The sequence below is a fragment of the Flexivirga sp. G2 genome (assembly GCF_055397625.1).
In genome coordinates this window covers 279,800-301,819 of record NZ_AP039675.1, presented here as the reverse complement: position 1 = coordinate 301,819, position 22,020 = coordinate 279,800, and the positions used below count along the sequence as shown (strand labels likewise).

The 22,020-nt window shown below is 68.7% G+C and carries 22 protein-coding genes; 7 read left to right on the top strand and 15 right to left on the bottom strand.

What is annotated here, in order from left to right; translation table 11 throughout:
* Window positions 1-20: 20 nt before the first annotated feature.
* The 4 genes from ACZ50J_RS01465 to ACZ50J_RS01450 form a co-directional block, all read right to left on the bottom strand.
* Complete coding sequence (locus ACZ50J_RS01465; protein WP_464299515.1) at window positions 21-1,202, bottom strand: ABC transporter permease; 1,182 nt, start codon at window positions 1,200-1,202, stop codon at window positions 21-23.
* A complete protein-coding gene (locus ACZ50J_RS01460; protein WP_464299514.1) occupies window positions 1,199-2,080 on the bottom strand; it encodes an ABC transporter ATP-binding protein in 882 nt (293 codons plus the stop codon). The genes ACZ50J_RS01465 and ACZ50J_RS01460 overlap by 4 nt, the downstream gene beginning before the upstream one ends.
* A 130-nt stretch (window positions 2,081-2,210) precedes the next feature.
* Window positions 2,211-2,909 (bottom strand): response regulator, encoded by a 699-nt coding sequence (locus ACZ50J_RS01455; RefSeq protein ID WP_464299513.1) that lies wholly within the window; start codon window positions 2,907-2,909, stop codon window positions 2,211-2,213.
* 84 nt (window positions 2,910-2,993) lie between these two features.
* Window positions 2,994-4,271 (bottom strand): sensor histidine kinase, encoded by a 1,278-nt coding sequence (locus tag ACZ50J_RS01450; RefSeq protein ID WP_464299512.1) that lies wholly within the window; start codon window positions 4,269-4,271, stop codon window positions 2,994-2,996.
* A 72-nt stretch (window positions 4,272-4,343) separates the two neighbouring features.
* On the opposite strand from ACZ50J_RS01450, the gene ACZ50J_RS01445 reads away from it, so the two are divergent.
* Entirely contained in the window at window positions 4,344-5,321 is a 978-nt protein-coding gene (locus ACZ50J_RS01445; protein ID WP_464299511.1) for an RNA polymerase subunit sigma-70, read from the top strand.
* Window positions 5,322-5,373: 52 nt separating this feature from the next.
* Window positions 5,374-5,919: a dihydrofolate reductase family protein gene (locus ACZ50J_RS01440; protein ID WP_464299510.1), complete on the top strand. Its 546-nt coding sequence runs from the start codon at window positions 5,374-5,376 to the stop codon at window positions 5,917-5,919.
* Between the two features lie 105 nt (window positions 5,920-6,024).
* Here ACZ50J_RS01440 and serS read toward each other — a convergent pair whose 3' ends face one another.
* A complete protein-coding gene (serS, locus tag ACZ50J_RS01435) occupies window positions 6,025-7,335 on the bottom strand; it encodes a serine--tRNA ligase (protein ID WP_464299509.1) in 1,311 nt (436 codons plus the stop codon).
* 185 nt (window positions 7,336-7,520) lie between these two features.
* Between serS and ACZ50J_RS01430 the strand changes: the two genes are divergently transcribed.
* Both ACZ50J_RS01430 and ACZ50J_RS01425 read left to right on the top strand, forming a co-directional pair.
* Complete coding sequence (locus ACZ50J_RS01430; RefSeq protein ID WP_464299508.1) at window positions 7,521-8,435, top strand: diacylglycerol/lipid kinase family protein; 915 nt, start codon at window positions 7,521-7,523, stop codon at window positions 8,433-8,435.
* Window positions 8,432-8,887, top strand: coding sequence for an SRPBCC family protein (locus ACZ50J_RS01425; RefSeq protein WP_464299507.1), 456 nt, complete (start codon window positions 8,432-8,434; stop codon window positions 8,885-8,887). The genes ACZ50J_RS01430 and ACZ50J_RS01425 overlap by 4 nt, the downstream gene beginning before the upstream one ends.
* Window positions 8,888-8,915: 28 nt before the next feature.
* Here ACZ50J_RS01425 and ACZ50J_RS01420 read toward each other — a convergent pair whose 3' ends face one another.
* The 4 genes from ACZ50J_RS01420 to ACZ50J_RS01405 all read right to left on the bottom strand — a co-directional run bounded on the left by ACZ50J_RS01420 (window position 8,916) and on the right by ACZ50J_RS01405 (window position 12,477).
* Entirely contained in the window at window positions 8,916-9,503 is a 588-nt protein-coding gene (locus tag ACZ50J_RS01420; RefSeq protein WP_464299506.1) for a TetR/AcrR family transcriptional regulator, read from the bottom strand.
* Window positions 9,504-9,564: 61 nt separating this feature from the next.
* Window positions 9,565-10,767, bottom strand: coding sequence for an NAD(P)/FAD-dependent oxidoreductase (locus tag ACZ50J_RS01415; RefSeq protein WP_464299505.1), 1,203 nt, complete (start codon window positions 10,765-10,767; stop codon window positions 9,565-9,567).
* Between the two features lie 7 nt (window positions 10,768-10,774).
* Window positions 10,775-10,966, bottom strand: coding sequence for a ferredoxin (locus ACZ50J_RS01410; RefSeq protein ID WP_464299504.1), 192 nt, complete (start codon window positions 10,964-10,966; stop codon window positions 10,775-10,777).
* Entirely contained in the window at window positions 10,966-12,477 is a 1,512-nt protein-coding gene (locus ACZ50J_RS01405) for a fatty acid desaturase (RefSeq protein WP_464299503.1), read from the bottom strand. Before ACZ50J_RS01405 ends, ACZ50J_RS01410 begins: the two co-directional genes overlap by 1 nt.
* 181 nt (window positions 12,478-12,658) lie before the next feature.
* On the opposite strand from ACZ50J_RS01405, the gene ACZ50J_RS01400 reads away from it, so the two are divergent.
* Window positions 12,659-13,405, top strand: coding sequence for a class F sortase (locus ACZ50J_RS01400; protein WP_464299502.1), 747 nt, complete (start codon window positions 12,659-12,661; stop codon window positions 13,403-13,405).
* A 43-nt stretch (window positions 13,406-13,448) separates the two neighbouring features.
* Here the strand turns inward: ACZ50J_RS01400 and ACZ50J_RS01395 are convergent, their stop codons facing one another.
* Window positions 13,449-13,628, bottom strand: coding sequence for a hypothetical protein (locus tag ACZ50J_RS01395; RefSeq protein ID WP_464299501.1), 180 nt, complete (start codon window positions 13,626-13,628; stop codon window positions 13,449-13,451).
* Window positions 13,629-14,177: 549 nt separating this feature from the next.
* On the opposite strand from ACZ50J_RS01395, the gene ACZ50J_RS01390 reads away from it, so the two are divergent.
* Complete coding sequence (locus tag ACZ50J_RS01390) at window positions 14,178-15,506, top strand: HNH endonuclease signature motif containing protein (RefSeq protein ID WP_464299500.1); 1,329 nt, start codon at window positions 14,178-14,180, stop codon at window positions 15,504-15,506.
* 174 nt (window positions 15,507-15,680) lie between these two features.
* Here the strand turns inward: ACZ50J_RS01390 and ACZ50J_RS01385 are convergent, their stop codons facing one another.
* Complete coding sequence (locus ACZ50J_RS01385) at window positions 15,681-16,535, bottom strand: prephenate dehydratase (RefSeq protein ID WP_464299499.1); 855 nt, start codon at window positions 16,533-16,535, stop codon at window positions 15,681-15,683.
* A 117-nt stretch (window positions 16,536-16,652) separates the two neighbouring features.
* On the opposite strand from ACZ50J_RS01385, the gene ACZ50J_RS01380 reads away from it, so the two are divergent.
* On the top strand, window positions 16,653-18,860 hold the full coding sequence (locus tag ACZ50J_RS01380) for a hypothetical protein (protein ID WP_464299498.1): 2,208 nt from the start codon (window positions 16,653-16,655) through the stop codon (window positions 18,858-18,860).
* On the opposite strand, the gene ACZ50J_RS01375 is transcribed toward ACZ50J_RS01380, so the two are convergent.
* The 4 genes from ACZ50J_RS01375 to ACZ50J_RS01360 all read right to left on the bottom strand — a co-directional run bounded on the left by ACZ50J_RS01375 (window position 18,847) and on the right by ACZ50J_RS01360 (window position 22,019).
* Window positions 18,847-19,719 carry a DUF5926 family protein gene (locus ACZ50J_RS01375; protein WP_464299497.1) on the bottom strand — a complete coding sequence of 291 codons (873 nt, stop codon included), beginning with the start codon at window positions 19,717-19,719 and terminating at the stop codon, window positions 18,847-18,849. The two genes, ACZ50J_RS01380 and ACZ50J_RS01375, sit on opposite strands and share 14 nt — an antisense overlap.
* A gap of 11 nt (window positions 19,720-19,730) precedes the next feature.
* Window positions 19,731-20,591, bottom strand: coding sequence for a P1 family peptidase (locus tag ACZ50J_RS01370; protein WP_464299496.1), 861 nt, complete (start codon window positions 20,589-20,591; stop codon window positions 19,731-19,733).
* A gap of 44 nt (window positions 20,592-20,635) precedes the next feature.
* Window positions 20,636-21,064: an ATP-binding protein gene (locus ACZ50J_RS01365; RefSeq protein WP_464299495.1), complete on the bottom strand. Its 429-nt coding sequence runs from the start codon at window positions 21,062-21,064 to the stop codon at window positions 20,636-20,638.
* A gap of 130 nt (window positions 21,065-21,194) precedes the next feature.
* The gene (locus ACZ50J_RS01360) at window positions 21,195-22,019 is read right to left on the bottom strand and encodes a glycerophosphodiester phosphodiesterase (RefSeq protein ID WP_464299494.1); all 825 of its coding nucleotides are present in this window, start codon (window positions 22,017-22,019) and stop codon (window positions 21,195-21,197) included.
* Between the last annotated feature and the right edge of the window lies 1 nt (window position 22,020).

Here is a 22,020-nt window from a genome sequence, read left to right as displayed (position 1 = left end):
TCGCCAGCTTATGGGGCGACTCAGTCGGCCTCTTGATGCAGCGCTTGGCGGAAGCTCATCTTGTGCGAGGTCTGCAGCAGCGCGGTGCGGTACATCCGCTCGGCCAGCCGCAGGATCGCGTAGGCACCGGCGAGCGCAATCACCAATGACACCAGGGGTTCCCACCAGGACGCGGCGCCGGTGAGGACGCGCGCCGGCATGGCGATGGTGGAGAAGACGGGGACGAACGACAGCACCGACTGGATCGTCCCGGTCGCGAGGATGCCACCGAAGAAGACGATCGCGACCAACGCGGTCATCGGCGCTGAGGTCGCCTGCACGTCCTCGGAGCGGGTCGCGAGCGCGCCCACGACAGCCCACAACGCCGCGAGCGCCAGGAACCCGACGAGGAAGAACGGCACGAACCAGACGATGCCCGGTGCCAGCTGGTCGAGCAGGTCGGCGTTGTCCGTCACCATCAGCCCGCCGACGCCGACCAGCGACAACAGCACGACCTGCCCGAGAGCGAGGACGGTGTTGCCGATGATCTTGCCGATCAACAACTGCCGCAACGGAATCGCCGAAGCGATGATCTCCACGATGCGGTTCTGCTTCTCCTCGACGACGCTGTTCGCGATCGCCATACCGAAGAGGAGTGCTGCCAGGTAGAAGAGCATCCCGAAGACCACCCCGCCGACGCGTGCGGCGCCTTCGTCGTCATCGTCCGGGGACAGCAGGTCGTAGGACAGTTGTGCTCCGTGCTGCAACGCGGCGAGTGAGGTCCCCGCCTTCTCGGCGTTGCGCCGCACCGCGTCCTGCTGGACGGCCTGCCCGAGGTATGTCGCCACATCGGTGCTGCGGCCGGACTTGCCGATCAACCGCCAGCCGGCCCCGGCACGCAGCAGCCCGGCATCCGCCTTCCCGGAGGACACTCGCCGCTCGACGGCCTGCGCCGAATCCACCCGGTCCGACTGCAGATTCACCGATGCGTCGGCGTGGTCGGCCAGTCGGTCCGCGGAGGCCACGAGGGTTGACGCGGCGGAGTTCTGAACTGCGATCCGCTTGGTCTCCTCGTGACCTGTGGCGATGAACTGGATGCCGATCGCGGCGACCACCAGGACCAGCATCAGCGCCGTCGAGACCAGGAAGTTGCGGTCGCGCAGCTTCACCGAGATTTCCCGGGTCGCGACGAGGCGCCACACGGTGGTTGTCGTGGTGTTCATGCCGTCACCTCGCGATAGATGTCCGCGACGGACGGGACGATCTCGGCGAGTTCGCGCACCGCATCCCGTTGCATCGCCTCGGCAAGCAACCGGTCGGTGTCCTCCTCTGCCGCGAGCTGCACGACCGCCGTGTTGCCGGCGACGTCGATCACCTCGAGCCACCCGAGGTCGCGCACCCATCCGGCGTCGCCACCGGTCACCAGGCGATGCCGCACCGGTCCGCTGCGTCGCAACTCGTCGGCGATGCCGTTGGCGACGACGCGGCCGTGCGACAGGATCACGATCCGATCGCACAACCGCTCGACCAGGTCGAGCTGGTGTGACGAGAACAGCACCGGGGTGCCGTCGGCGGTGAATTCGCGCAGCAACGCCACCATGTCGTCGACGGCGCCCGGGTCGAGACCGGAGAACGGCTCGTCGAGCACAAGCATCTTGGGGCGCGCGATGACGGCGGCGACGATCTGCACCCGTTGTTGGTTGCCGAGCGACAGCGACTCCAGCTTGTCCTTCGCACGCTCGCCGAGCCCGAACCGGTCGAGCAGCGCCATACCCCGTGCACGTGCGTCACGGGCCGAAACCCCGTGCAACTGCGCGAGATAGGCGACCTGCTCCAGCACCGGCTGCTTCGGGTAGAGGCCGCGCTCCTCGGGCATGTAGCCGAACTCGCGACGATCGAGCGCCGTCAAGGGTGCGTCGTTCCACCGCACCGCACCGCTGCTGGGCTCGAGCACTCCCATGATCATCCGCATCGTCGTGGTCTTGCCGGCGCCGTTGCCACCGACGAAGCCGATCAGCTGCCCGTCCCCCACCTCGAAGCTGACGGCGTCCACGGCGACCGTCTCACCGAAGCGGCGCGTCAGTCGGTCAATCTGCAACATGCCTCGAACGTATGACGATCGGCCACGCCGCGGATCCGGCGCGGGATGGAGATCCGGTCGTCGCCCTGGTCCCCCGGACGTAGGACGGCCAACAAGCACCAGGGGGGATCGGACCGCTGCTGAGGCACGGTCAATCGCCTGGTCGGATGATGCCGGTCTCGTAGGCGAAGACCACGGCCTGCACACGGTCCCGCAGGTGCAGCTTCGCCAGGCAACTGGACACATGGGTCTTCACGGTGGCCTCGCCGAGGAAGAGCTCACGGGCGATCTCGGCGTTCGCCATACCGCGACCCACGAGTCCGAGCACCTCACGCTCGCGCGGGGTGAGTCGCTTGAGGGCCGCTGGCCGCTGCGGGTCCACAGAAGGTGTGTCGGGTGTTGTCGTCATACGTTCGATCACGCGGAGCGTGACCTCCGGCGCGAGCAGCGCATGCCCACGTGCGACGGACCGGATCGCCTCGACGAGATCCTCGGGCGCGGTGTTCTTCAGCAGGAAGCCGCTCGCGCCAGCCCGCAGACCTTCGAAGAGGTAGTCGTCGCGATCGAAGGTGGTCAGCAGCACCACCTTGGCGAGATCGCCGGCGACGATCTGCTCGGTCGCGGCGATGCCGTCCATCACCGGCATCTGCACGTCCATCAGCACCAGGTCGGGTCTCTCGCGACGCACCAGCTCGATCGCCTGCGCTCCGTCGGCCGCATCACCGACGACCTCGATGTCGTCCTCGACCGACAGCATCATCGCGAAGCTGCTCCGCACCAGGCGTTGGTCGTCGACGACGACGACCCGCGTCGCGGCTGCCGGCGGGCTGGTGTGCGAGTTGTCGCTCATTGCTCTCCCTCTGGCGAAGCGGCTCCGGTCCGTCGTGCGGCAACTGTAGTGATCGCCGCACGACACGACCGTCGCAGTGCGGGGTCACTCGAACGGCAGCCGGATCCGCACGCGGAAGCCGCCCGTTTCTCGTGGTCCGATCTCGGCCTCACCACCGAGCACGACGACGCGCTCGCGCATGCCGACCAGGCCGAGACCCGTGCCGGTGCCCGAGGTTCTCGGGCGGCCCTCGTCGAGGATCTCGACCTCGGCCCATGCTCCGTCGGTATGCCGACCGAACCGCGTCACGACCGAGGCCGCCGTTGCCGTGCTGTGCCGTTGCACATTGGCCAGCGCCTCCTGCACCGTGCGATAGATCGCGAGCCCGACCCCGGGCGGGACGTCCGGCGTCGTCGGCGGCAGGTCGCCGACGGTGGTGAGCTCGACCGTCAGGCCGGCCGACCGGTAGTCCGAGATCAGCACGTCGACGTCGGTCAGGCCCGGTGTCGGGGCGCGATCCGGCTCGTTCGGGGAGCGTAGGCTGCTCAGCAGCGCGCGCATCTCGGACACGGCGGAGCGCGAGGACCGCTCGATGCCCGCAAGCGCCTCACGGGCGGTGTCCGGTTGCTTATCGAGCACTCGTCGGGCCGCACCGGCCTGCACGCCGATGACCGACACGTGGTGCGCGACGACGTCGTGCAGTTCGCGGGCGATCCGCAACCGTTCGGCGTCGACCGCCTGACGACGCAACTCGGCCGCTTGTGCGTCGATCGTCCGCGCCTGGGCCTCCAGGTCACTGCGCCGGCGCAGGTTGCGCCATTCGAGGATCCCGAGCAGTACCACGCCGCCGAGGTAGATGACATTGGTGAGGATGGTGACGATGGTCGCGCCCAGCCACCCGGGTATGGCGTGCGGGACCGGTGGGACGTCATACCGTTCAAACAGGAGCGTGTAGGCGACCCAACCGAAAAGCACCAGCAGGCAACCGCCGATGACCCAAGCCCCGCGGTGGCGGGTACGACACCAGGCGGTCGCGGAGTAGATCGCGAAGATGTAGACGAACTGGATGCCGAGCGTCAGGGTCAGCTTGCCGTCGACCTGTCCCGTCACGACCCACGCAGCCGTGGTGAAGCTGACGGTCAGCAACGGGGAGCGCCGCCGGAAGAGCAGCGCCACACACGGGATCGCGAGGAAGAGGTACTGCAACCAAAGCGCGGTGTGGTCCCGGTTGAGCGCGCCCAGCGCCCGGTAGCCCTCGGTGCTCGCGATCGCGACCACGAGCCACAGGGTGGCGACGACCGCGTCGACACGCCACCATCGCGCCGGCAACGGGCGCACCCAGCTGTCATCGACGGTGAGGGTATGCCGCCACGTGTCGCGCACACAGGCGAGGGTAGCCAGGCGCTCCTCGCGCTACCTCCGTCGCGGGACGGAGATCGTTTGTAGGCTCGCTCCATGTCGACCGTCGCCACCATCACCGCCGAGGAGGTGGACGGCTACCGGCAGGAGCTGATCGCCTACTGCTACCGCTTCTTCGGCACGTATGCCGACGCGGAGGACGCCGTGCAGGAGACCGTGCTCCGCGCCTGGCAGCACCGCGACCGGTTCCGTGCCGAGGCGTCCTTGCGGACCTGGCTCTACTCGATCGCCACGAACGCCTGTCTGGACATGCGCAAGGCGCCGTCGCGGCGTGCGCTGCCGATGGATCTGAGCGCGCCCGGGGAGGTGCCGGGCAGCGGCGCGAACCTGCCGACGCTGCCGGCTGAGTCATGGATCGGACCGCTGCCGGGGCAGCAGGTGGAGTCACCGGACGATCCGCTGCAGGCCGCGGAGCTGCGCGACTCACTGCGACTGGCCTTCATCGCGACCCTGCAGACGCTGCCGCCGTTGCAACGCGTCGTCTTCATCCTGCGCGAGACGCTGTCGTGGTCGGCGGCGGAGTGCGCCGAGCTGCTGAACACCACTGTGCCGTCTGTGAATTCAGCCCTCACCCGGGCTCGTCGGAGCATCGGTGGCCGCGAGTCGGCTGCGCCGATCCGTACCGAGGGCGATGTGCGGGTGGCCGAGTCCTACGTGTCGGCGTTCGAGCGGTATGACGTCGACGAACTCGTCGAATTGCTCTCTGCCGAGGCCGTTTTCAGTATGCCGCCGTTCGAGTTGTGGCTGCGTGGCCGTTCCGCCATAAAAGAGTGGTGGTCGGGGCCGGGTGCGATCTGTCGCGGGTCCCGCGTCATACCGACGACGGCGAACGGATGTGCTGCCGTCGCAGTCTTCCATCCACGCGATGACGGCAGCTTCGGCGCCTTCGCCATACATGTGCTCGAGATCGCGGCGGGCGAGATCACGGCCATCACGCACTTCATGGGTGCGGAGGTCTTCGCCGATTTCGGACTCCCGGGAGAACTTCCTCCGCGCGGACCGCTCAGTTCCTGAGGGCCGCGTCGTCCAACCCTTCGGCAACACACCACCTATTCAGGAGTTCTCCATGAGCCGCAAGGTCACCGCGCATCTGTTCCACTCACTGAACGGCGTCGTCGAGGCGCCGAACCTGTTCCAGTTCGACTCGTTCGGGGACGAGGAGGGCGAGGCCATGGGCAAGGCGATCGCCCCGGTCACCGACATGGTGCTCGGCCGCGGGCTCTGGGAGGAGTGGTCGCAGTACTGGCCGGGCAACGACGACCCGTTCGGCAGCTTCATCAACCCGCTGCGCAAGCACGTCGTCTCCTCGACGCTGTCGGGCGAGCTGCCCTGGAACAGCACGCTCATCGACGGTGACCCGGTCGCCTACGTGCGGGCGTTGCGCGACAACGGCGCCGAGGGCGACATCTCGATCGGTGGCGGTATCAAGACGATTCGCTCGCTCTTCATCGCCGGCGTCGTGGACGCGTTGACGCTCACGACCCATCCGGTGGTGACCCCGGACGGTGCCCGGCTCTTCGACGAGTCGGTGCCCCTCACCCGGCTGCGGCTGGTCGACTCGCAGATCACGTCCAACGGCAACGCCATACTCACGTATTCGCTGCGCGACTGACCGTCGCGAATGACGGCTCTCTCGCCGAGTGACGGCCTTATTGGACCGTCACTCGGCGAAGAAGCCGTCATTCGGCAGGCTGGTGCGGCGGCTCGTGTGCCGCGGTCAGGCCGGGCGGATGACGTCCGTGCCGACGAACGGCTGCAGCGCGGCGGGCACGCGGACCGATCCGTCGGCCTGCTGGTGGTTCTCCAGCAGCGCCACGATCGGCCGGGTGTCGGTGAGCATCGTGCCGTTCAGCGTCGCGACGAACTCGGTCTTGCCGCCCTCGACGCGACGGCGGATGTTCAGCCGGCGGGCCTGGTAGGTCGTGCAGTTCGACGTCGAGGTCAGCTCGCGGTACTTGCCCTGCGTCGGCACCCAGGCCTCGCAGTCGTACTTGCGCGCGGCAGAACCACCGAGGTCACCGGCGGCGACGTCGATGACCCGGTAGGGCAGCTCGAGGTCGTCCAGCAGCCGGCGCTCGATGCGCAGCAGATTCTGGTGCTCCTGGACGGCCTGCTCCGGATCGCACAGCACGAACATCTCGGTCTTGGTGAACTGGTGCACCCGGAAGATGCCGCGGGTGTCCTTGCCGTAGGAACCGGCCTCGCGGCGGTAGCAGGTCGACGTCGCGGTGTAGCGCAGCGGCCCGTTGCTGAGGTCGATGATCTCGTCGGTGTGGTAGCCGGCAATGGCCACCTCGCTGGTGCCGGTGAGGTAGAGGTCGGCCGACTCCAGGTGGTAGACGTCCTCGTGCGCGTCCAGGTAGCCGGTGCCGCCCATCGTCGCCGGGCTGACCAGCGTCGGGACGACGAGTTGGGTGAAGCCCTCGTCGGCAGCGACGCTCTGGGCGTAGGCCATCAGCGCGTTCGAGAGGCGCGCGCCGGCACCCTTGAGGAAGTAGAACCGCGAACCGCTGACCTTCGCGCCGCGCTCCATGTCGATCGCGCCGAGCTTCTCACCCAGCGCCAGGTGGTCCAGCGGCTCGAAGTCGAACTCGCGCGGAGTGCCGACGGTTTCGAGCGTCTCGAAGTCGTCCTCGCCGCCGGCGGGCACACCGTCGATGACGATGTTGTCCAGCGCACGCAGCAGCGTGGTGAACTCCTTGTCCTCCTGGTCGGCAGCGGCCTCGCGCTGCTTCACCTCGGCGGACAGCTCGGTCGCCCGGGCACGGGCGTCCTCGGCCTCCTTGGCCAGTACGTCGACATCCGCCGAGCCGGCCTTGCGCGCGGCGTTCAGCTTGCCCATGGCGGCACCGACCGCCTTGCTGACGGTCTTCTGCTGCGAGCGCAGGCTCTCGAACTCGGTGATGAAGGAGCGTCGCTTCTCGTCGGCTGCGAGGACCTGGTCGACCAGGCTCTCGTCGGCGCCGCGGGCACGCTGGCTCGCACGCACGAGGTCGGGGTTGTCGCGCACTAGCTTGATGTCGATCACGACAGGCAAGGCTACGCGGCGCACCACTGACGAGTGCAACCCGATAACGTCTGCCGCAGTGTCCAACGAGGTTTGTTCTGCGTCGGCAATGGCGTCAGCAGGCTGCCGCTGTGCCAACGCACCCAAGATCGTTGTTCATTTTGAGCCCCAGATTCTGGACCCGTGAGTAGCGAAAGGTGGCGTCGGTGCAACGAGCCGCTGTTGTCGTCAACCCGACGAAGGTCAAGAACCTGCCGCGCCTGAAGCACGAACTGACCGCAGTGTTCCAGGGATACGGCTGGGCCGCCCCGCTCTGGTGGGAGACCACGCGGGAGGATCCCGGCGCCGGCCAGGCCGCCGAGGCGTTGGCTCACGGTGTCGATCTCGTGGTCGCGCTCGGCGGTGACGGCACCATGCGGTGCGTCGCATCCGCGCTGCTGGGCACCGGCACACCACTGGTCGTACTGGCCGGTGGCACCGGCAACCTCTTCGCCCGGCAACTCCGGTTGCCGATCAACAGGTATGCCGACGCGTTGCGCATCGGACTGTCCGGCACCGACACGTCGGTCGATGCGATCCGCATCTCGTTGGATTCGCGTGGCACCAGCGAATTCGACTCCGAACACATCGGATTGGTGATGGGTGGGGTCGGACGCGACGCCGACATCATGGCCGAGACGACGGAGAAACTGAAGTCGCGGCTGGGCTGGACGGCATACCTCGTGTCCGGCCTGCGCCAGCTGTCCCACGAGCTGGTCCCGGCCCGGATCCACGTGCCCGGCCGGCCCGTGTTCGAGCGCGACATCACGGCGGTCCTCGCCGGCAACTGCGGGATGTTGCAGGGCGGCATGCGGCTGATGCCGGACGCCGTCGTCGACGACGGCCTGCTCGACGTCGTGGTCATCAAGGGCGGCGGGCTGCGCTGGTTGCCCGTCGTCGGCAAGGTGCTCACCCGGTCGCACAAGGACTCCGAACAATTCACCCGCGCGCAGGTCGCGGAGCTGACCGTCGACGTCGGCACGCCACAGCGGGTCGAGGTGGACGGCGACGTCATCGGTATGGCGAGCACGATCCGCTTCGCCGCCGCACGCGGCGCGCTCACGGTGCGCCTGCCGAGGTGAGTCGGCTCTTCCGCTTCGCCAGCAGCCACCCGGTGGCCGCACCTCGGGACGCGGTCTTCGCGGTGCTGGAGGACGCGGAACGCTGGCCGAGCTGGTGGCCGCAGATCCGTTCGGTGACGCCGTATGACGACGTCCACGGCCGCGCCGAGATCCGCAGCTTCCTACCGCTCACCCTGCGCATCGAGCTGGCGACGGAGCTCGTCGACGCCGAATCCGGAGTGTTACGAGCGACATTGGCCGGTGACCTGGTCGGCTGGTCGCAATTCGCGCTGCGTGCTGACGGTGCCGACCGGACGATCCTGGACTACACGCAGGAGGTTCGTCTCGGTATGCCGGGCCTGGCCGGCCGACTCGCGGCCAACCCGCTCGCCCGGCCGGTGCTCATCGCCAACCACGCGGCGATGATGCGCAGTGGGATGCGAGGTCTGGCGCGGGCTGCGGCATACCGCTGAGGAGTGCGAACGCCGGGCCGATCCGGGGTCACTGCTCGGAGCGCAGCACGGCACCCGCGATCCACGCGATGCCGGACGCCGTCTCCTCGGGCGTTCCGCTGGGCTGGATGATGTGGCTGAGCACGGTGCGCACGATCACGTCGACGCCGACCGCGAGCTGCTGCTGGTCCAGCGGCAGCCGGAACCGCAGCACGCCCGCGGTGATCACCTGCTTCGCGGTGTCCAGCAGCTGTGCACCGTCGGTGGTCAGCAGCGGCAGGAGCTCGGAGTTGGCACCGTGCGACCCGGCGATCACGGCCCGCAACAGGGGGTTCTCGCGGCCGAGCAGCAGCACCGCGAGCGCCGCGTCGTGAATCGCCACGATCGGGTCGTCACCGCTGCGCTCGAAGGCATCGACGACCTTGCCGAGGAAGACCGTGAGCTCGCCCATGACCAGCGCCTGGGCGAGTGCCGGCTTGTTGCCGAAGGTGTTGTAGACCGACTGCCGGGACACTCCGGCTTCGTCCGCGAGCCGGGCCATGGTGACCTTCGACCACCCCTCGGCGATCGTCAGCCCGGCCGCGACCCGGAGCAGGCGCGCGCGCAGATCCTCCCCCGCTCCCGATGCCGTGCTCACGACCGCGAGTCTAAGCATCCGTCCGGATCGTCCGCCCGGGCTCCCGCGACCGCCGGCCGGATCAGCCGGCGGCGGCTTCGGCCAGCGCGTCCTCGAACGGCGCGCGTCCGGCGATGTGGCGGCGGTAGCGCATGATCTCGCGCTGCCCGTTGATGGTGAACGCGCCGACCACCCGGTCGCGGCGCCGGTAGAGCGCCAGGAAGCGTTCCGGTTGCTCTCGTATGACGCGCACCTCGTCCGCGGCCGGCACCCCGACGAACTGCAGCCGGTGGCCGTGCCAGTCGGACCAGAAGTAGGGGACGGTCCGCAACGGTTGTGCGGAGTCCGGGTCGAGCAGGTGCCGCGCGGCGGCCGCGCCCTGCTCGGCCGCGCTGGTCCAGTGCTCCAGCCGCAGCACGTCGTCGTCGAAGACGGACAGCGGTGCGTGGGCGACATCTCCTGCGGCATACACACTGGGTGCGCTGGTCGCCAGCGTCGCGTCGACGAGGACACCCCCGTCCGCGTGCAGGGCCAGGCCACTGTCGCGCAACCAGCCGGTGGCCGGTCGGGCGCCGATGCCGAGAACGACGAGCTCGGCCGGCACCATGCTGCCGTCGCTGAGGCTCAATCCCGTGACACCCGAAGCATTTCGATGCACCTCGGTGACCTGGGTGCCGACCCGTAGGTCGACGCCGGCCGAACGATGCAGAGCGGTCAGCACGCCGGCGACGGCAGTGCCGACCGAGCGTGTCAACGGCTGGGGCGCGGCCTCGATGACGGTCACCGGCAGGTCGCGCGCGCGAGCAGCCGACGCCACCTCGGAGCCGATGAAGCCGGCACCGAGGACAGCGACCCGCGCGCCGTTGTCGAGCGCCGCCCGGATGGCGAGCGCGTCGTCGGCGGTGCGCAGCGGGTGGATGCCGGGGACGCCGGCGCCCATCGGCCAGCTGGTGGCCGTGGCACCGGTGGCGACGATCAGGCCGTCGTAGGTGACCCGAGCCGCGCCGAGGTGGACCTGCCGCTGCCCGAGGTCGAGCCCGGTCGCCGCGACTCCGAGGCGCAGCTCGACCCCGAGCTCGGAGCGCAACTGCTCCACGGTGTGGAACGGCGCGACCTCCGCCGGGCTCGCGCCAAACAGGAGGGCCTTGGACAGCGGGGGCCGGTCGTACGGCGCGCTGTGCTCGGCACCGATGAGGGTGATCGAGCCGGTGAACCCCGCCCGGCGAGCGGCCTCGACGGCACGCAGTCCGGCCAGGGAGGCACCGACGACGACCAGACGCCGCACGCTCACCTCAGCTCTGCAGGGTCAGCGCGAGCACCGGGCAGGAGTCGACCGCGGCCTGCAGGTCCTGCCGACGCGACTCGTCGGGCGACGCGTCATGTATGACGACGTGGCCCTCCGGGCCCACCTCGAAGATGTCCGGCGCCATGGCCTCGCACATCCCGAGTCCCTCGCACTGGTCGATGTCCGCCACGATCCGCATCAGGCCACCTCCTGGGCGCCGACGGGGATGAAGTCGAGCTTCTCGCGGACCCCGCAGTCCGGGCAGCACCAGGTGTCCGGGATCTGGTCCCACGGCGTGCCCGCGGGGAAGCCCTCGCGCGGTGCGCCGGTGCGCTCGTCATAGGTGTAGCCACAGCCGGGGCACCGGCCGCCGTGCCCGCCGGACTGGTCGTGCGCGGTGGTGTCACCGCCGACGATCGCCTCCACGGGTGCGGTGTCGGGGGCGGCGCCGTACCGGGCGAGGATCTTCTCGCGCTTGCGCGGCGAGATGTTGGCCTGCGAGATGTCGCCGTCGAAGTGCGCGAGCACCCGCGGGTCCATCACCCGGCGCCATACGGCAGGGACGGCGGCCAGGACGATCATGCCGGCGTATCCCGTTGGCAGCACAGGGGATTCCTTGTAGTCACGCAGCGCCTGGTAGCGACGTGTGGGGTTCGCGTGATGGTCGCTGTGCCGCTGCAGGTGGTAGAGGAGCACGTTCGTGGCGATGTTGTTGGAGTTCCAGCTGTGGCTGGGGTTGACCCGCTCGTAGCGGACCTTGCCGGGGACGCCGACCTTCTGACGACGCATCCCGTAGTGCTCCATGTAGTTGACGACCTCGAGCAGCGAGAATCCGACGATTGCCTGAATCACGAGGTAGGGCAACACTTCCCAGCCGAAGAGCGCGACGATCACGCCCCAAAGGACCGCCGACATCAACCAGGCGTTGAGGACGTCGTTGCCGATCCGGAACGGGTGCTTGTCGCGTCGTGAGTAGCGGCGCTTCTCCAACCGCCAGGCGCTCTTCAGCGAACCGAGGACGGTGCGCGGCCAGAACTCGTAGAAGTTCTCACCGACGCGACTGCTCGCCGGGTCCTCCGGTGTGGCGACACGAACGTGGTGGCCGCGGTTGTGCTCGATGTAGAAGTGACCGTAAAAGCTTTGCGCGAGAGCGATTTTCGACAGCCAGCGTTCGTGGCTCTCCTTCTTGTGGCCGAGCTCGTGCGCGGTGTTGATCCCGATGCCGCCGACGCAACCGATCGAGATCGCCCCGGCGATCTTGTCGATGACGGTCAGGTTCCACGGCTCGATCAACCGGTGCGGCAGATTGGCCAACGCCCAGTCGTAGCCGGCGGTGTGTTGCAGCACCCAGCCGACCGGGTTGACGCCGCCGATGATCGCCATGATCGCGAAGAGTCCGGCGTACTGCAGCGGGAGATACATGTAGACGATCCACCGGTAGTACTTGTCGTTCTCCAGCGCCTCGATGACGTCGTCCGGCGGGTTGCTGCGGTCCAGGCCGGCCAGCAGGTCGATCGCAGGGACGATGCCGAGGATGAGGATCGGACCGACCCACAGGAACACGGACCAGGCCGTCAGCGAATACGCCACGTAGACGAACGCGAACGCCGACGGTATGACGAGGCCGATCAGCCAGAGGTAGCGCTTCTTGTCGCGCCACGCCTGCGTCGACCCGTCGGGCACCGTTCCGGATGCATCAAGCACGGCCATGTTGTGACTCCGATCACACTCGAGGTTTACAAAATGATGCAATTTGTAAACCGATGTGTCAAGGGTGTTCCTGCGGACCGATACGTGACGCGCTCGGCGGGCTCGGGGCACGGCATACAGAAGCGGCAGACATAATCGGAGGGCGGCCGCGGCGGCCGCGGGGGTATGACGAGGAGGTCCGGTGGGCAAACACACGAGCCGACAGCGCACGAAGGGCACGGTCGCGATCGTCGCGGGTGTCGCCGTTGCGGTCGTCGGCGCCGGCGTGTTGATCCACGGCCTCAGCGACGACGGCGGCACGGACGGATCACACAACGCGGTCGCCACGACGGCACTCCCGCCCACGGGGTCGTCGACACCCGCCACGCGGCACTCCACGAGAGCCACGAGCAAACACCCGCCGTCGGCGCACCACTCCCGGTCGACGGACGTGTTGCCGAAGCCGACCGGCAACAGCAAGCCCGTCACGGTCGCGAATCCCGCTGGTGCTGCATGCATTCCGAAGAGCCTGACGGTCACCTCGGTGGGCATCGGCAACGAGCGGGTGGTGCCGATGGGGACCAACTCGCAGGGGCAGATCTACCCGCCCGCGCACACCACGATGTGGTACGACCGCTCCACCCAGCCGGGGCAGAACGGCATCTCGGTGATCGCCGGGCACGTCACGTATGACGGACCCGACAACTTCTACAACCTGCGCAACGTGCCGGTCGGCGCGGGGGTGACCGTGACCTGTAGCAACGACAAGGTTGTTCGGCTGACGGTCACCCACAAGGAATCGGTCTTGAAGACCAAGCTGACCACCGACCAGCGCGTCTGGGGCAGCAGCCCGACACCCGTCGTCACGCTGGTCACCTGCGACATCGCGTCACCGATGGTCGACGGGCATCACCTGAACAATTACGTCGTGTGGACCAAGCCGGCCTGAGTCGTCGCCCCCGCTACGAGGCACGACGATCGGGCATGGGCGACTACGCGTCGAGCCGGACCGACGCGCGCTCTCCGTGACGAATTCTGCGGCGCTGCGCGCGTTTTCGGTCCTTGCCGCAGACACGACAGCCGGGGCGACAGGTCTGCTCGCGACCGGCGACCAAGCGCAGTTCGCCGCTTGCGTGGTCGAACTGCCAGCGCTTGCGAATCGTCCTGCTCATACCTGCAGCATGCCACCATTCCTGGACGCCGCCGGCGGCAATCATCGTGAAGAGAGCGAAATCCCGCGGGCCCCAACCATCCACGCGGCAGTCAGCTTTTATGGCTCGCACCCACGATCGACCAGCCCGCCTGCGTGCCTACGGCCGAACGACGGGAGCCAGGAAGAACGGGGTTGAGTACGCGAGGATCACGACGATCGGCAACACGATGTCGGCGCCTGAAACGTTGCTCGCTGATCGGCGTCGGCGACCTTCCGCACCGCGCGCGACATACCGACGGTTGCCCTTAACGCACTCAAGAGCAGGGCGACACCAAGGACCCCGACGGTTAGGACGACTCTTCGCCGTGCCGCGTACGAGCGTCGATCCACAGCCCCAAACACCGACCCTCTCTCGTTGCGCCCCGAACATGGCGGCTTCTGAACATCAACGGATGCTCATCACCGAACAATTACCCGAACTTTGTTCGATAAATGACTAGTCGTTGTCAGTGCGGTCCAGTAGAATGTTGAGAGATGAAAAAGCAAGCGGGGGAAGGGGATTCACGTCATGAGCATCACCCAGTCTGCGATGTATGACGCCCCCGCCGCACCGGGTCGTGGCCCGGAAGTGCTTGCCCTCTTGGAGGCAGTCGTCGAGGCGTTGGACGAGGTCCCGGATGTCATCCACCAGTTGGGTTGCGCCGACGAGGACCGGCTGGTGTCGGTGCTGCTGCGGTTGCACGGGCGGTCCGCACAGGTCGCCACGGTGGCAACAGCGGATGCCGTCGACCGCGGTGCGGTCGCCGAATCCGATGCCGCGAACACCAGTCAGTGGCTGCTGAACCACGTGGCTGGCGATGTGCCGGTCGAACCGAGGTCCGTGCGAGTCATGGCGTCTGTCGCGGATGCGTGCCGGGAGCGGAAGAACCAGGTGATCGCGACAGCGTTGCGGGAGGGGTCCTGCTCGGTCGACTCCGCCAAAACCGCGCTCACCCAAGCCGACAAGGTCGCGCCCGTCATACCCACCGCTGACCGGGACGAGGTCCTGGGCTGGTTCCTGCAGGTCGACCCGGCGCTCGGTGCGGCAGGGTTGACCCAGTTGACCCGGCGGATCATCGACCGGTTCAACCCCGACCGGCTGTCCGCGGACGACGAGAAACTCGAACAGGCCGAATCCCTCACCTGGGGCACCACACCCACCGGGATGACACGCTTGGTGGCCGAGCTGGCCCCGGTCAACGCGGCCATCCTCAAAGAAGCCATCACCGCCAAGTCCGCACCGCGACCCGCCAAACCCGCTGACGATGCTGACCACTCGGCATCAGCCGGTCCCGGTGATCCGGTCCGGGATGAACGCTCCCCCGGCAAACGCCGCGTCGACGCCCTCATGGACCTCATCGGCGCCGGCGCACGAGTCGCTGCCGGTGACGGCGTCCAAGCCGGCGCAGCCACCGTCCTGCTCACCATGGGCTTACAGGAACTCGTGTCGGGTCACGGCGCCACCACCACCGACGGTAACGTCATCGACGCCGGAGCCGCGCGCCGCCTCGCCTGCACCGCAGACCTCATCCCGGTCGTCCTCGGCGGACCCAGTCAACCCCTCGACGTCGGCAGACGAGAACGCTTAGCCACCAAAGCAATCCGCGCCGGAGCAATCCTGCGCGACCAAGGGTGTTCCTTCCCCGGATGTGACCGACCACCCGGATTCTGCGAAGTCCACCACATCAACCCCTGGTGGGCAGGCGGACCAACATCCCTCATCAACTCCACACTGCTCTGCGGCAGACATCACCAGATCGTCCACCGGCAGGGCTACACCGCGCTGGTCCGTCCCGACGGCGTGCACTGGAACCTGACACCCGGCCGCATGGGCAGCCACCACACCGTCGCAGCCTGACGCGACCACGCCAGGGACGGGACCTCGAGACCCTTCGAGACCCTTCGAAACGTTCGCTCGTGCCTCACGAACTCCTCAGGGCACGCTCTCGCTCGTACCCCTTCGAGACGCCCGCTCGTCCCTCACGGGCTCCTCAGGGCACCAGCTCGCGGGCTCCTCAGGGATCTCCGGTCCTCAGTGCCGGTCGGGTGAGGCCGGGTAGACACCGAGGATCTTCACGTCCGTGGTGAAGAAGCGCAGTTCGTCGAGGGCGAGCTTCAGGCCCGGATCCTCCGGATGCCCGTCGACCTCGCTGAGGAACTGCGTCGCGGCGAACCGGCCACCGACCATGTACGACTCCAGCTTGGTCATGTTGATGCCGTTGGTCGCGAACCCGCCGAGCGCCTTGTAGAGCGCAGCCGGAATGTTGCGCACGTTGAAGATGAAACTCGTCACCATCGGCCCGCTGCCGACGGGCGGGACGACGAAGTCCCGCGAGAGCACCACGAACCGCGTCGTGTTGTGGTCCTCGTCCTCGATGTCCTCGCGCAGCACCTCCAGGCCGTAGATCCCGGCCGCCAGTGGCGGGCTGATCGCACCCATCGTCGGGTCGGCCGCCTCGGCGACCTCCCGTGCGGCACCGGCCGTGTCGCCGGAGATCACCGGCTCCAGCCCGAGCTCACGTATGACGTTGCGGCACTGCCCCAGCGCGTGCACGTGACTGTGCACCGTACGCAGTTGATCAAGGGACGCGCCGGGCACACCCATCAGCGAGAACCGGATCCGGTGGAAGTGCTCGGCGACGATGTGCAGCCGGCTGCGCGGCAGGAAGTGATGTATGTCGGCGACCCGCCCGGCCAGCGAGTTGTCGATCGGGATCATCGCCAGATCGGCCTTGGGCGCCGACCCGTCCCCCGGGTCGACCGCGGCGAAGACGTCCTCGAACGACGCACACGGCACGCCCTCCAGATCGGGGTACTCGCGTTCGCACACCGCGTGTGAGTTGGAGCCGAGTTCGCCCTGGTAGGCGATGCGTCGAGGTGGGGTCACGCCGGAAGTTTACGAGCGATGGAGCCGATGGGTGGAGGCGCTTCGTCATACGGACGTTGCCCGCCATACACCATCCGACACAGGAGATTGCTGGATTTGTCCCGTACGATTTGCCCGGTGTTCCGACGGTGGCTGGTGTGCGTGCTGTGCGTTGCCATTGTCGCGGTCGGTGGGTCGTACCTCATCTCCTACCTGACCCGGTGGCCGGCGGCCGAGAAGATCACCCAGCCGGGGCCGCTCATCGTGATCAGTGAGCCGGCGCTGTCCTGGGATCACGTGACCGAGAGCGGCACCCCGAACCTCTGGAAACTCGCCCATGAGGGCGCCGTCGGATCGATGGCGACCCGCGCGCTCTCGTCGCACAGCTGCCAGACCCAGTCGTGGCTGACGTTCGGCGCCGGCAAGCGCACGTCCTACGGATCGCTGGTCGGTATGACGCCGCCGGGCCAGACGCCCAGCCCGCCCTGCTACGTCTTCCCGGCACCGACCTTCCTGAGCAACTCGCCGCCGACGGGGTCCGGTGTTCCGGTGCTGTTCACGAACTGGGACAAGGTCCTGACCCGCACCCGGAACCGCCCGGTCCCGGCGAACCCCTCGCACATCGCCGAGCTGATGAAGCCCGCCGGCCAGTGCATCACCAACGGCGGCCGCCTGGCCGCACTCGCCGCCACCGACGTCGACGGCACGGCCGACCACTACGTCTCGGACCCGGCCAAGGCCGATCTCACGTCCTGCCCCATCACCTTCCTGCAGTTCCCGACACAGAACGACCGGCTGCTCGGCGACATCATGGCCAAGGCCCCCGCCGACGCGACCATCGTCGTCGCCGGATTCTCCGACGACACCGGCCCGGAGATCCTGCACCCCGCGGTGGTGAAGGGCCCGGGTGTCCCGCACGGGCTGCTCACCTCCAACTCGAGCCGGCAGCGGGGCGTCATCCAACTGACCGACCTGTCGGCGCTGGTCTTCAGCCGCCTCGGCAAAGCCGCACCGCATCTGCCCGAGGGCCGTCGACCCGTGGTGCAGCCGCGGCCGGCCGGCACCAGTGCGATCGTCGACGCCAGCATGATCGCCATGCAGTTGCGCGTCGAGCACGGCCTGTCGGCACCGTTCCTGACCCGCTTCGCCGTCGTGATGGCCGCGCTCTTCGGGATCGGCGGCATCTGGTGGTGGCGCCGACGCAGCCGGGCCCACGCAGCCGGCACCATCCCGACGGCGGGTCGTGCCCTGCGCTGGTGGCTGAGCGGCTGCGCGGCCGTGACCGCGTCGATGCCGGTCAGCACCTGGCTGATCGGCCTGGTGCCGTGGTGGGATGCGCCCGACCCGGGCTTCGCCCTCGGCTGGGGCGTCGTCGGATTCGCGGTCCTCATCGCCGCAGTCGCCCTGCTCGGACCGTGGCGGAAGATCCCCATCGGCGCGCCGCTGTTCATCGCGACAGTCACCCTGGCCACGCTGCTGCTGGACGTCATACACGGGACGCAGTTGCAGTTCGTCTCGATGATGGGCCTGCAACCGGTGTATGGCGGCCGGTTCTACGGCATGGGCAACGTCGGCGACGCGCTGATCGCGACCGCGGCGTTGCTGATCTGCGCGCTGCTGTCCGGTGTGCTGGTCCGCGCCGGCCAGCGGAAACTCGCCGCCGCGACCGTCATACTCATCGCCCTGGTGACGTTGCTGATCGACGGCGCACCCAACTGGGGCGCCGACGGCGCGGGGCCGCTCGCGATGTTCCCGGCGTTCGCCTACCTCGCGCTCAACGCGGGCGGCCTGGCCCTGACCTGGCGACGGGCCGCCCTGATCCTCGGCAGCGCGGTCGCGATCGTCGGCACCATCGGCGTGCTGGACTACCTGCGTCCGCCGCAGGACCGCACCCACCTGGGTGACTTCGTCTCCCAGGTGCGCAACCACGGCGACTTCTCCGGCATCCAGCGCATCTTCCGCGCCAACTGGGTGATGCTGAGCAGCAACTGGCTCACCGCGCTGGTGCCGCTGATCCTGATCGTGGCGATCTGGGCGCTGCTCACCCCGTCCCGCTGGCCGGGGCGGCTGCTGATGCCGCTGGTCGACCGGGTGCCGATGCTCGGCGAGGGACTCGCGGCGATCGTCGTCTGCTGGATCCTCGGGTTCATCTCCAACGACTCCGGGGTGTCGATCCCGCCGACCGGGCTGCTGTTGCTCGCGCCGCTGCTGATGCTGCTGCTCGCCGCACCGGCGGCGGCTCGCTCGACCGACCGCATCCGCGGCACGATCGCGCATCCGAGGCGGGTCAGTCAGCCATCGGCCGAGGACGCCCCGACCGCCGACCTGACGGTCAACGAATCGTGATCTGACGCGACACCAGGCCGGCGCGTGCGCGCCGTTCCTCGTCGGTCAGTGCCGCACCACCGCGGACCGACTCCAGCGCCTCGGCGAACCGACCGCTGAGCTCCCCCATGCTGCCGTCGTATGACGCGGGCTCGGCCGACGCGTCGACCTCCCAGACGGGGACCAGCAGGCCACAGGTCCGGAAGGCTCCGAGCAACCGGCCCTCACCGAGGGCATCATTGCCGGCCGCGTGCAGCCGGGCGAGGGCTGCGGTGGCCTCGTCCTCGTCGTGCGGGAGCACCCACCGCACGTAGGTGCGCTCGCCGAGCCGGCACCAGTAGGCCGACGGCGCGGACGGCAGCGGCACCGTCGGCGTGACCGCAGCGTTGGCCTGCTCCAGCGAGGCGGCCGTCGCATCGTCCAGCTCGTCCTGCTCGAGCCAGAAGTCGAAGCCGTCGTGCAGTTCGATCGCGGGGGCGTCGCCGGTCAGCAGGTCCTGCAGGCGCGGCGTCTCGGCCGTCACCTGCGGCGTCTTGACGATCGGCTGCCCCGGCTCCGTGTCGACCGTGGCGACGAGTGCTGCGGCCAGGTCGCGACTGAGGTCGCCCGATCCCGCGCCGGACTGGGTCGCGATGAAACGCTCGCCGTCGCTGCGGTGCAGACCCGCCCACGCCAGCGGCAGCACGGTTGCGACGGTGGCGGAGTGATCGGCACCGTCATACGAGAACGACACCCGGGCGGTCGCGGCCGGCAGGATCTCGCGCATCGCGACCCAGCCGGTCTCGCCCGGCAGACCGTCGAACGGCCTGGCGGCGAACGGAACGCGGGCCGCGCGTGCGGTCTTCTTGTCGGCGCCCTTGCGGCGCGATGCCTTACCCATGGCGCATCAGACTAGACGGCCGGGACCGAGCGGATCGCATCGGTGACGGCCGCGAGCGCGAGCAGGCGTACGACGTCGACGTGCGCGGACACCGCACCAGTCGCCGCGGCGACCAGGGCGTCCCCGTCGAAGCGCGTGTGCGGCGGGTTGATCGCGCGGGCCAGCCCGTCGTGCGCGCCCTGCGCGACGATGTGGCAGCCGACCTTGTCGAGCGTGGCGTTGGTGACGACCGCCCCGATCGTGGTGTGCGTGCGGCCGAAGTCGAAGGACTGCCGCAGCGCCTCGACCGGAGCGGTGTCGACGGTCGGCGAGCCGCGATCAATGTCGCCGAAGGCGTTGACCACCACCAGTGCCCACACGACGACGTCGCCGAGCCGCCGGGTCGCGGTCACGACACCACCGGGCAGCGCACCGTCCGGTCCGCGCCAATGACTTACGTACGCACCGGTTCCCGCACCGACCTGGCCGGTCGCCGGATCGTCGGTCGTGGCGGCGGCTGCTGCGGCATACCCCTGATCGGGGCCAGGGCGGACCGACGCGTCACCGACTGCGAGGTCGAAGAGCGCCAGTGTCGGGACGATCGGCACGGCACCGCCGGGGGTGGGAACACCGCGGCCGGCCTCCTCCATACGGCGCAGCACGCCGTCCGCGGCCGCGAGACCGAACGCCGAACCGCCGGTCAGCAGCAGCGCGTCGATGGTCGTGACGGACTTGTCCGGCTCCATCAACGTCAACTCGCGGGCCGCCGGCGCACCGCCCCTGCATTCGTATGACGCAACCGTGCCGGGCGGGAATTCGACTGCGGTGCAACCGGTTCGGGCCTCGGCGTCGGTCCAGTGCCCGACCTTCACCCCGTCGATCGGGATCGTCATGGTGTTGCTCCCTCTTCCCTCGGGGCGGGACCCACGAGGCCGATTCAGATCCGGCGCCGCGACGCCCCGCCGAGTGCCGCCCAGACCATCGTGTGACCGTCCTCGTCGCTGACGCCCCACTCGAACGCCAGCGAACGCACGATCCGCAGCCCGCGACCACTCGGCGCCCAGTCGGCCTGCGGCTTGGGCTTCGGCTGCTTGTCGGATCCGCCGTCGGTGACTTCGATCTCGACCCGCGGGGGACGAGCACGCCACCGCACGCGGACCGTTCCGTCGGGCAGCGGGCGCCCGTGCAGGATCGCGTTCGCCACGAGTTCGGCGACGACCGTCTCCGCCTCCTCGACAACGTCCCCGGGCAGTTTGCCGTCGCCCAGGTCGGCGACGATCTCCTCACGGACGCGCGGCACGGAGTCGATGGTCCACGGCAGCCGCACCGTCCGCACCCAGGGCTCGGACTTGCGCTTCTCACTCACGTGGTGCCGCCTCTCCTCGTCATCAGCGGTCGCGCCGCCCGGTCGTTGTCGTGAACGTATGCCGTGGGCGCATGTCGCTACCGCGGCGTACCGAGCAGCCATCATGCCGGATGGGCGGTTCAGTGTCCGTTCAGTGTCCTTCGTAGGCAGCGTCGACCATCTCACGCACCAGCGCCGGGCGATTCGAGATGATCGCGTCGACCCCGAGCCGCAGGCACAACTCGATGTCCGCCTCGTCGTCGACGGTCCACACGTGCACCTGGTGTCCGTAGTGGTGCTGGCGCGCCACGAACTCGGGGTTACGGCGGATGATGCCCATCCGCGGACCGGCGATCGCGACGTTGGACGGCAGTCCGTCGCGGAAGAACGGCGACGTCCCGACCTCGATCAGCTGGACCCGTTGCAGGTGCGGCGCGAGTTTGGCCATCCGTTGAACGGCCAGCGAGGAGAACGACATCACCCGCACGACGGGCTTGTCGGGCGCCGGCCGCAGTAGGTCGAACTCGCCGAGCACACTCACCAGCCGACGCTCGACCTCCCCGGCATACCGGGTCGGGTGCTTGGTCTCGATGACCAGATCCGGTTTGCGTTCGCTGGCCAGCACCGACCGGATCAGCTGTCGCAGGGTGAGGATGTTGGCGTGGTGCCGGTCGGGCACCTCGTCGTCGTCGCCGTGGGCCTGCTTCCAGCTCCCCCAGTCCATCCCCTCCAGCTGCGCCAGCTCCATGGCCGAGACGATGCCGTGCCCGTCGGAGGTTCGGTTGACGCGGCGGTCGTGGACGCAGACGAGGTGCCGGTCAGCGGTCAGCCGCACATCGCACTCGAGGCCATCGGCGCCCTGGGCGATCGCGCGCTCGTAGGCGCCGAGGGTGTGTTCGGGATGTTCGTGGCTGGCCCCGCGGTGAGCGATCACCTTGGGCGGGCCGCCACCGAGTGGTGAGCCGACTGTGCGCACG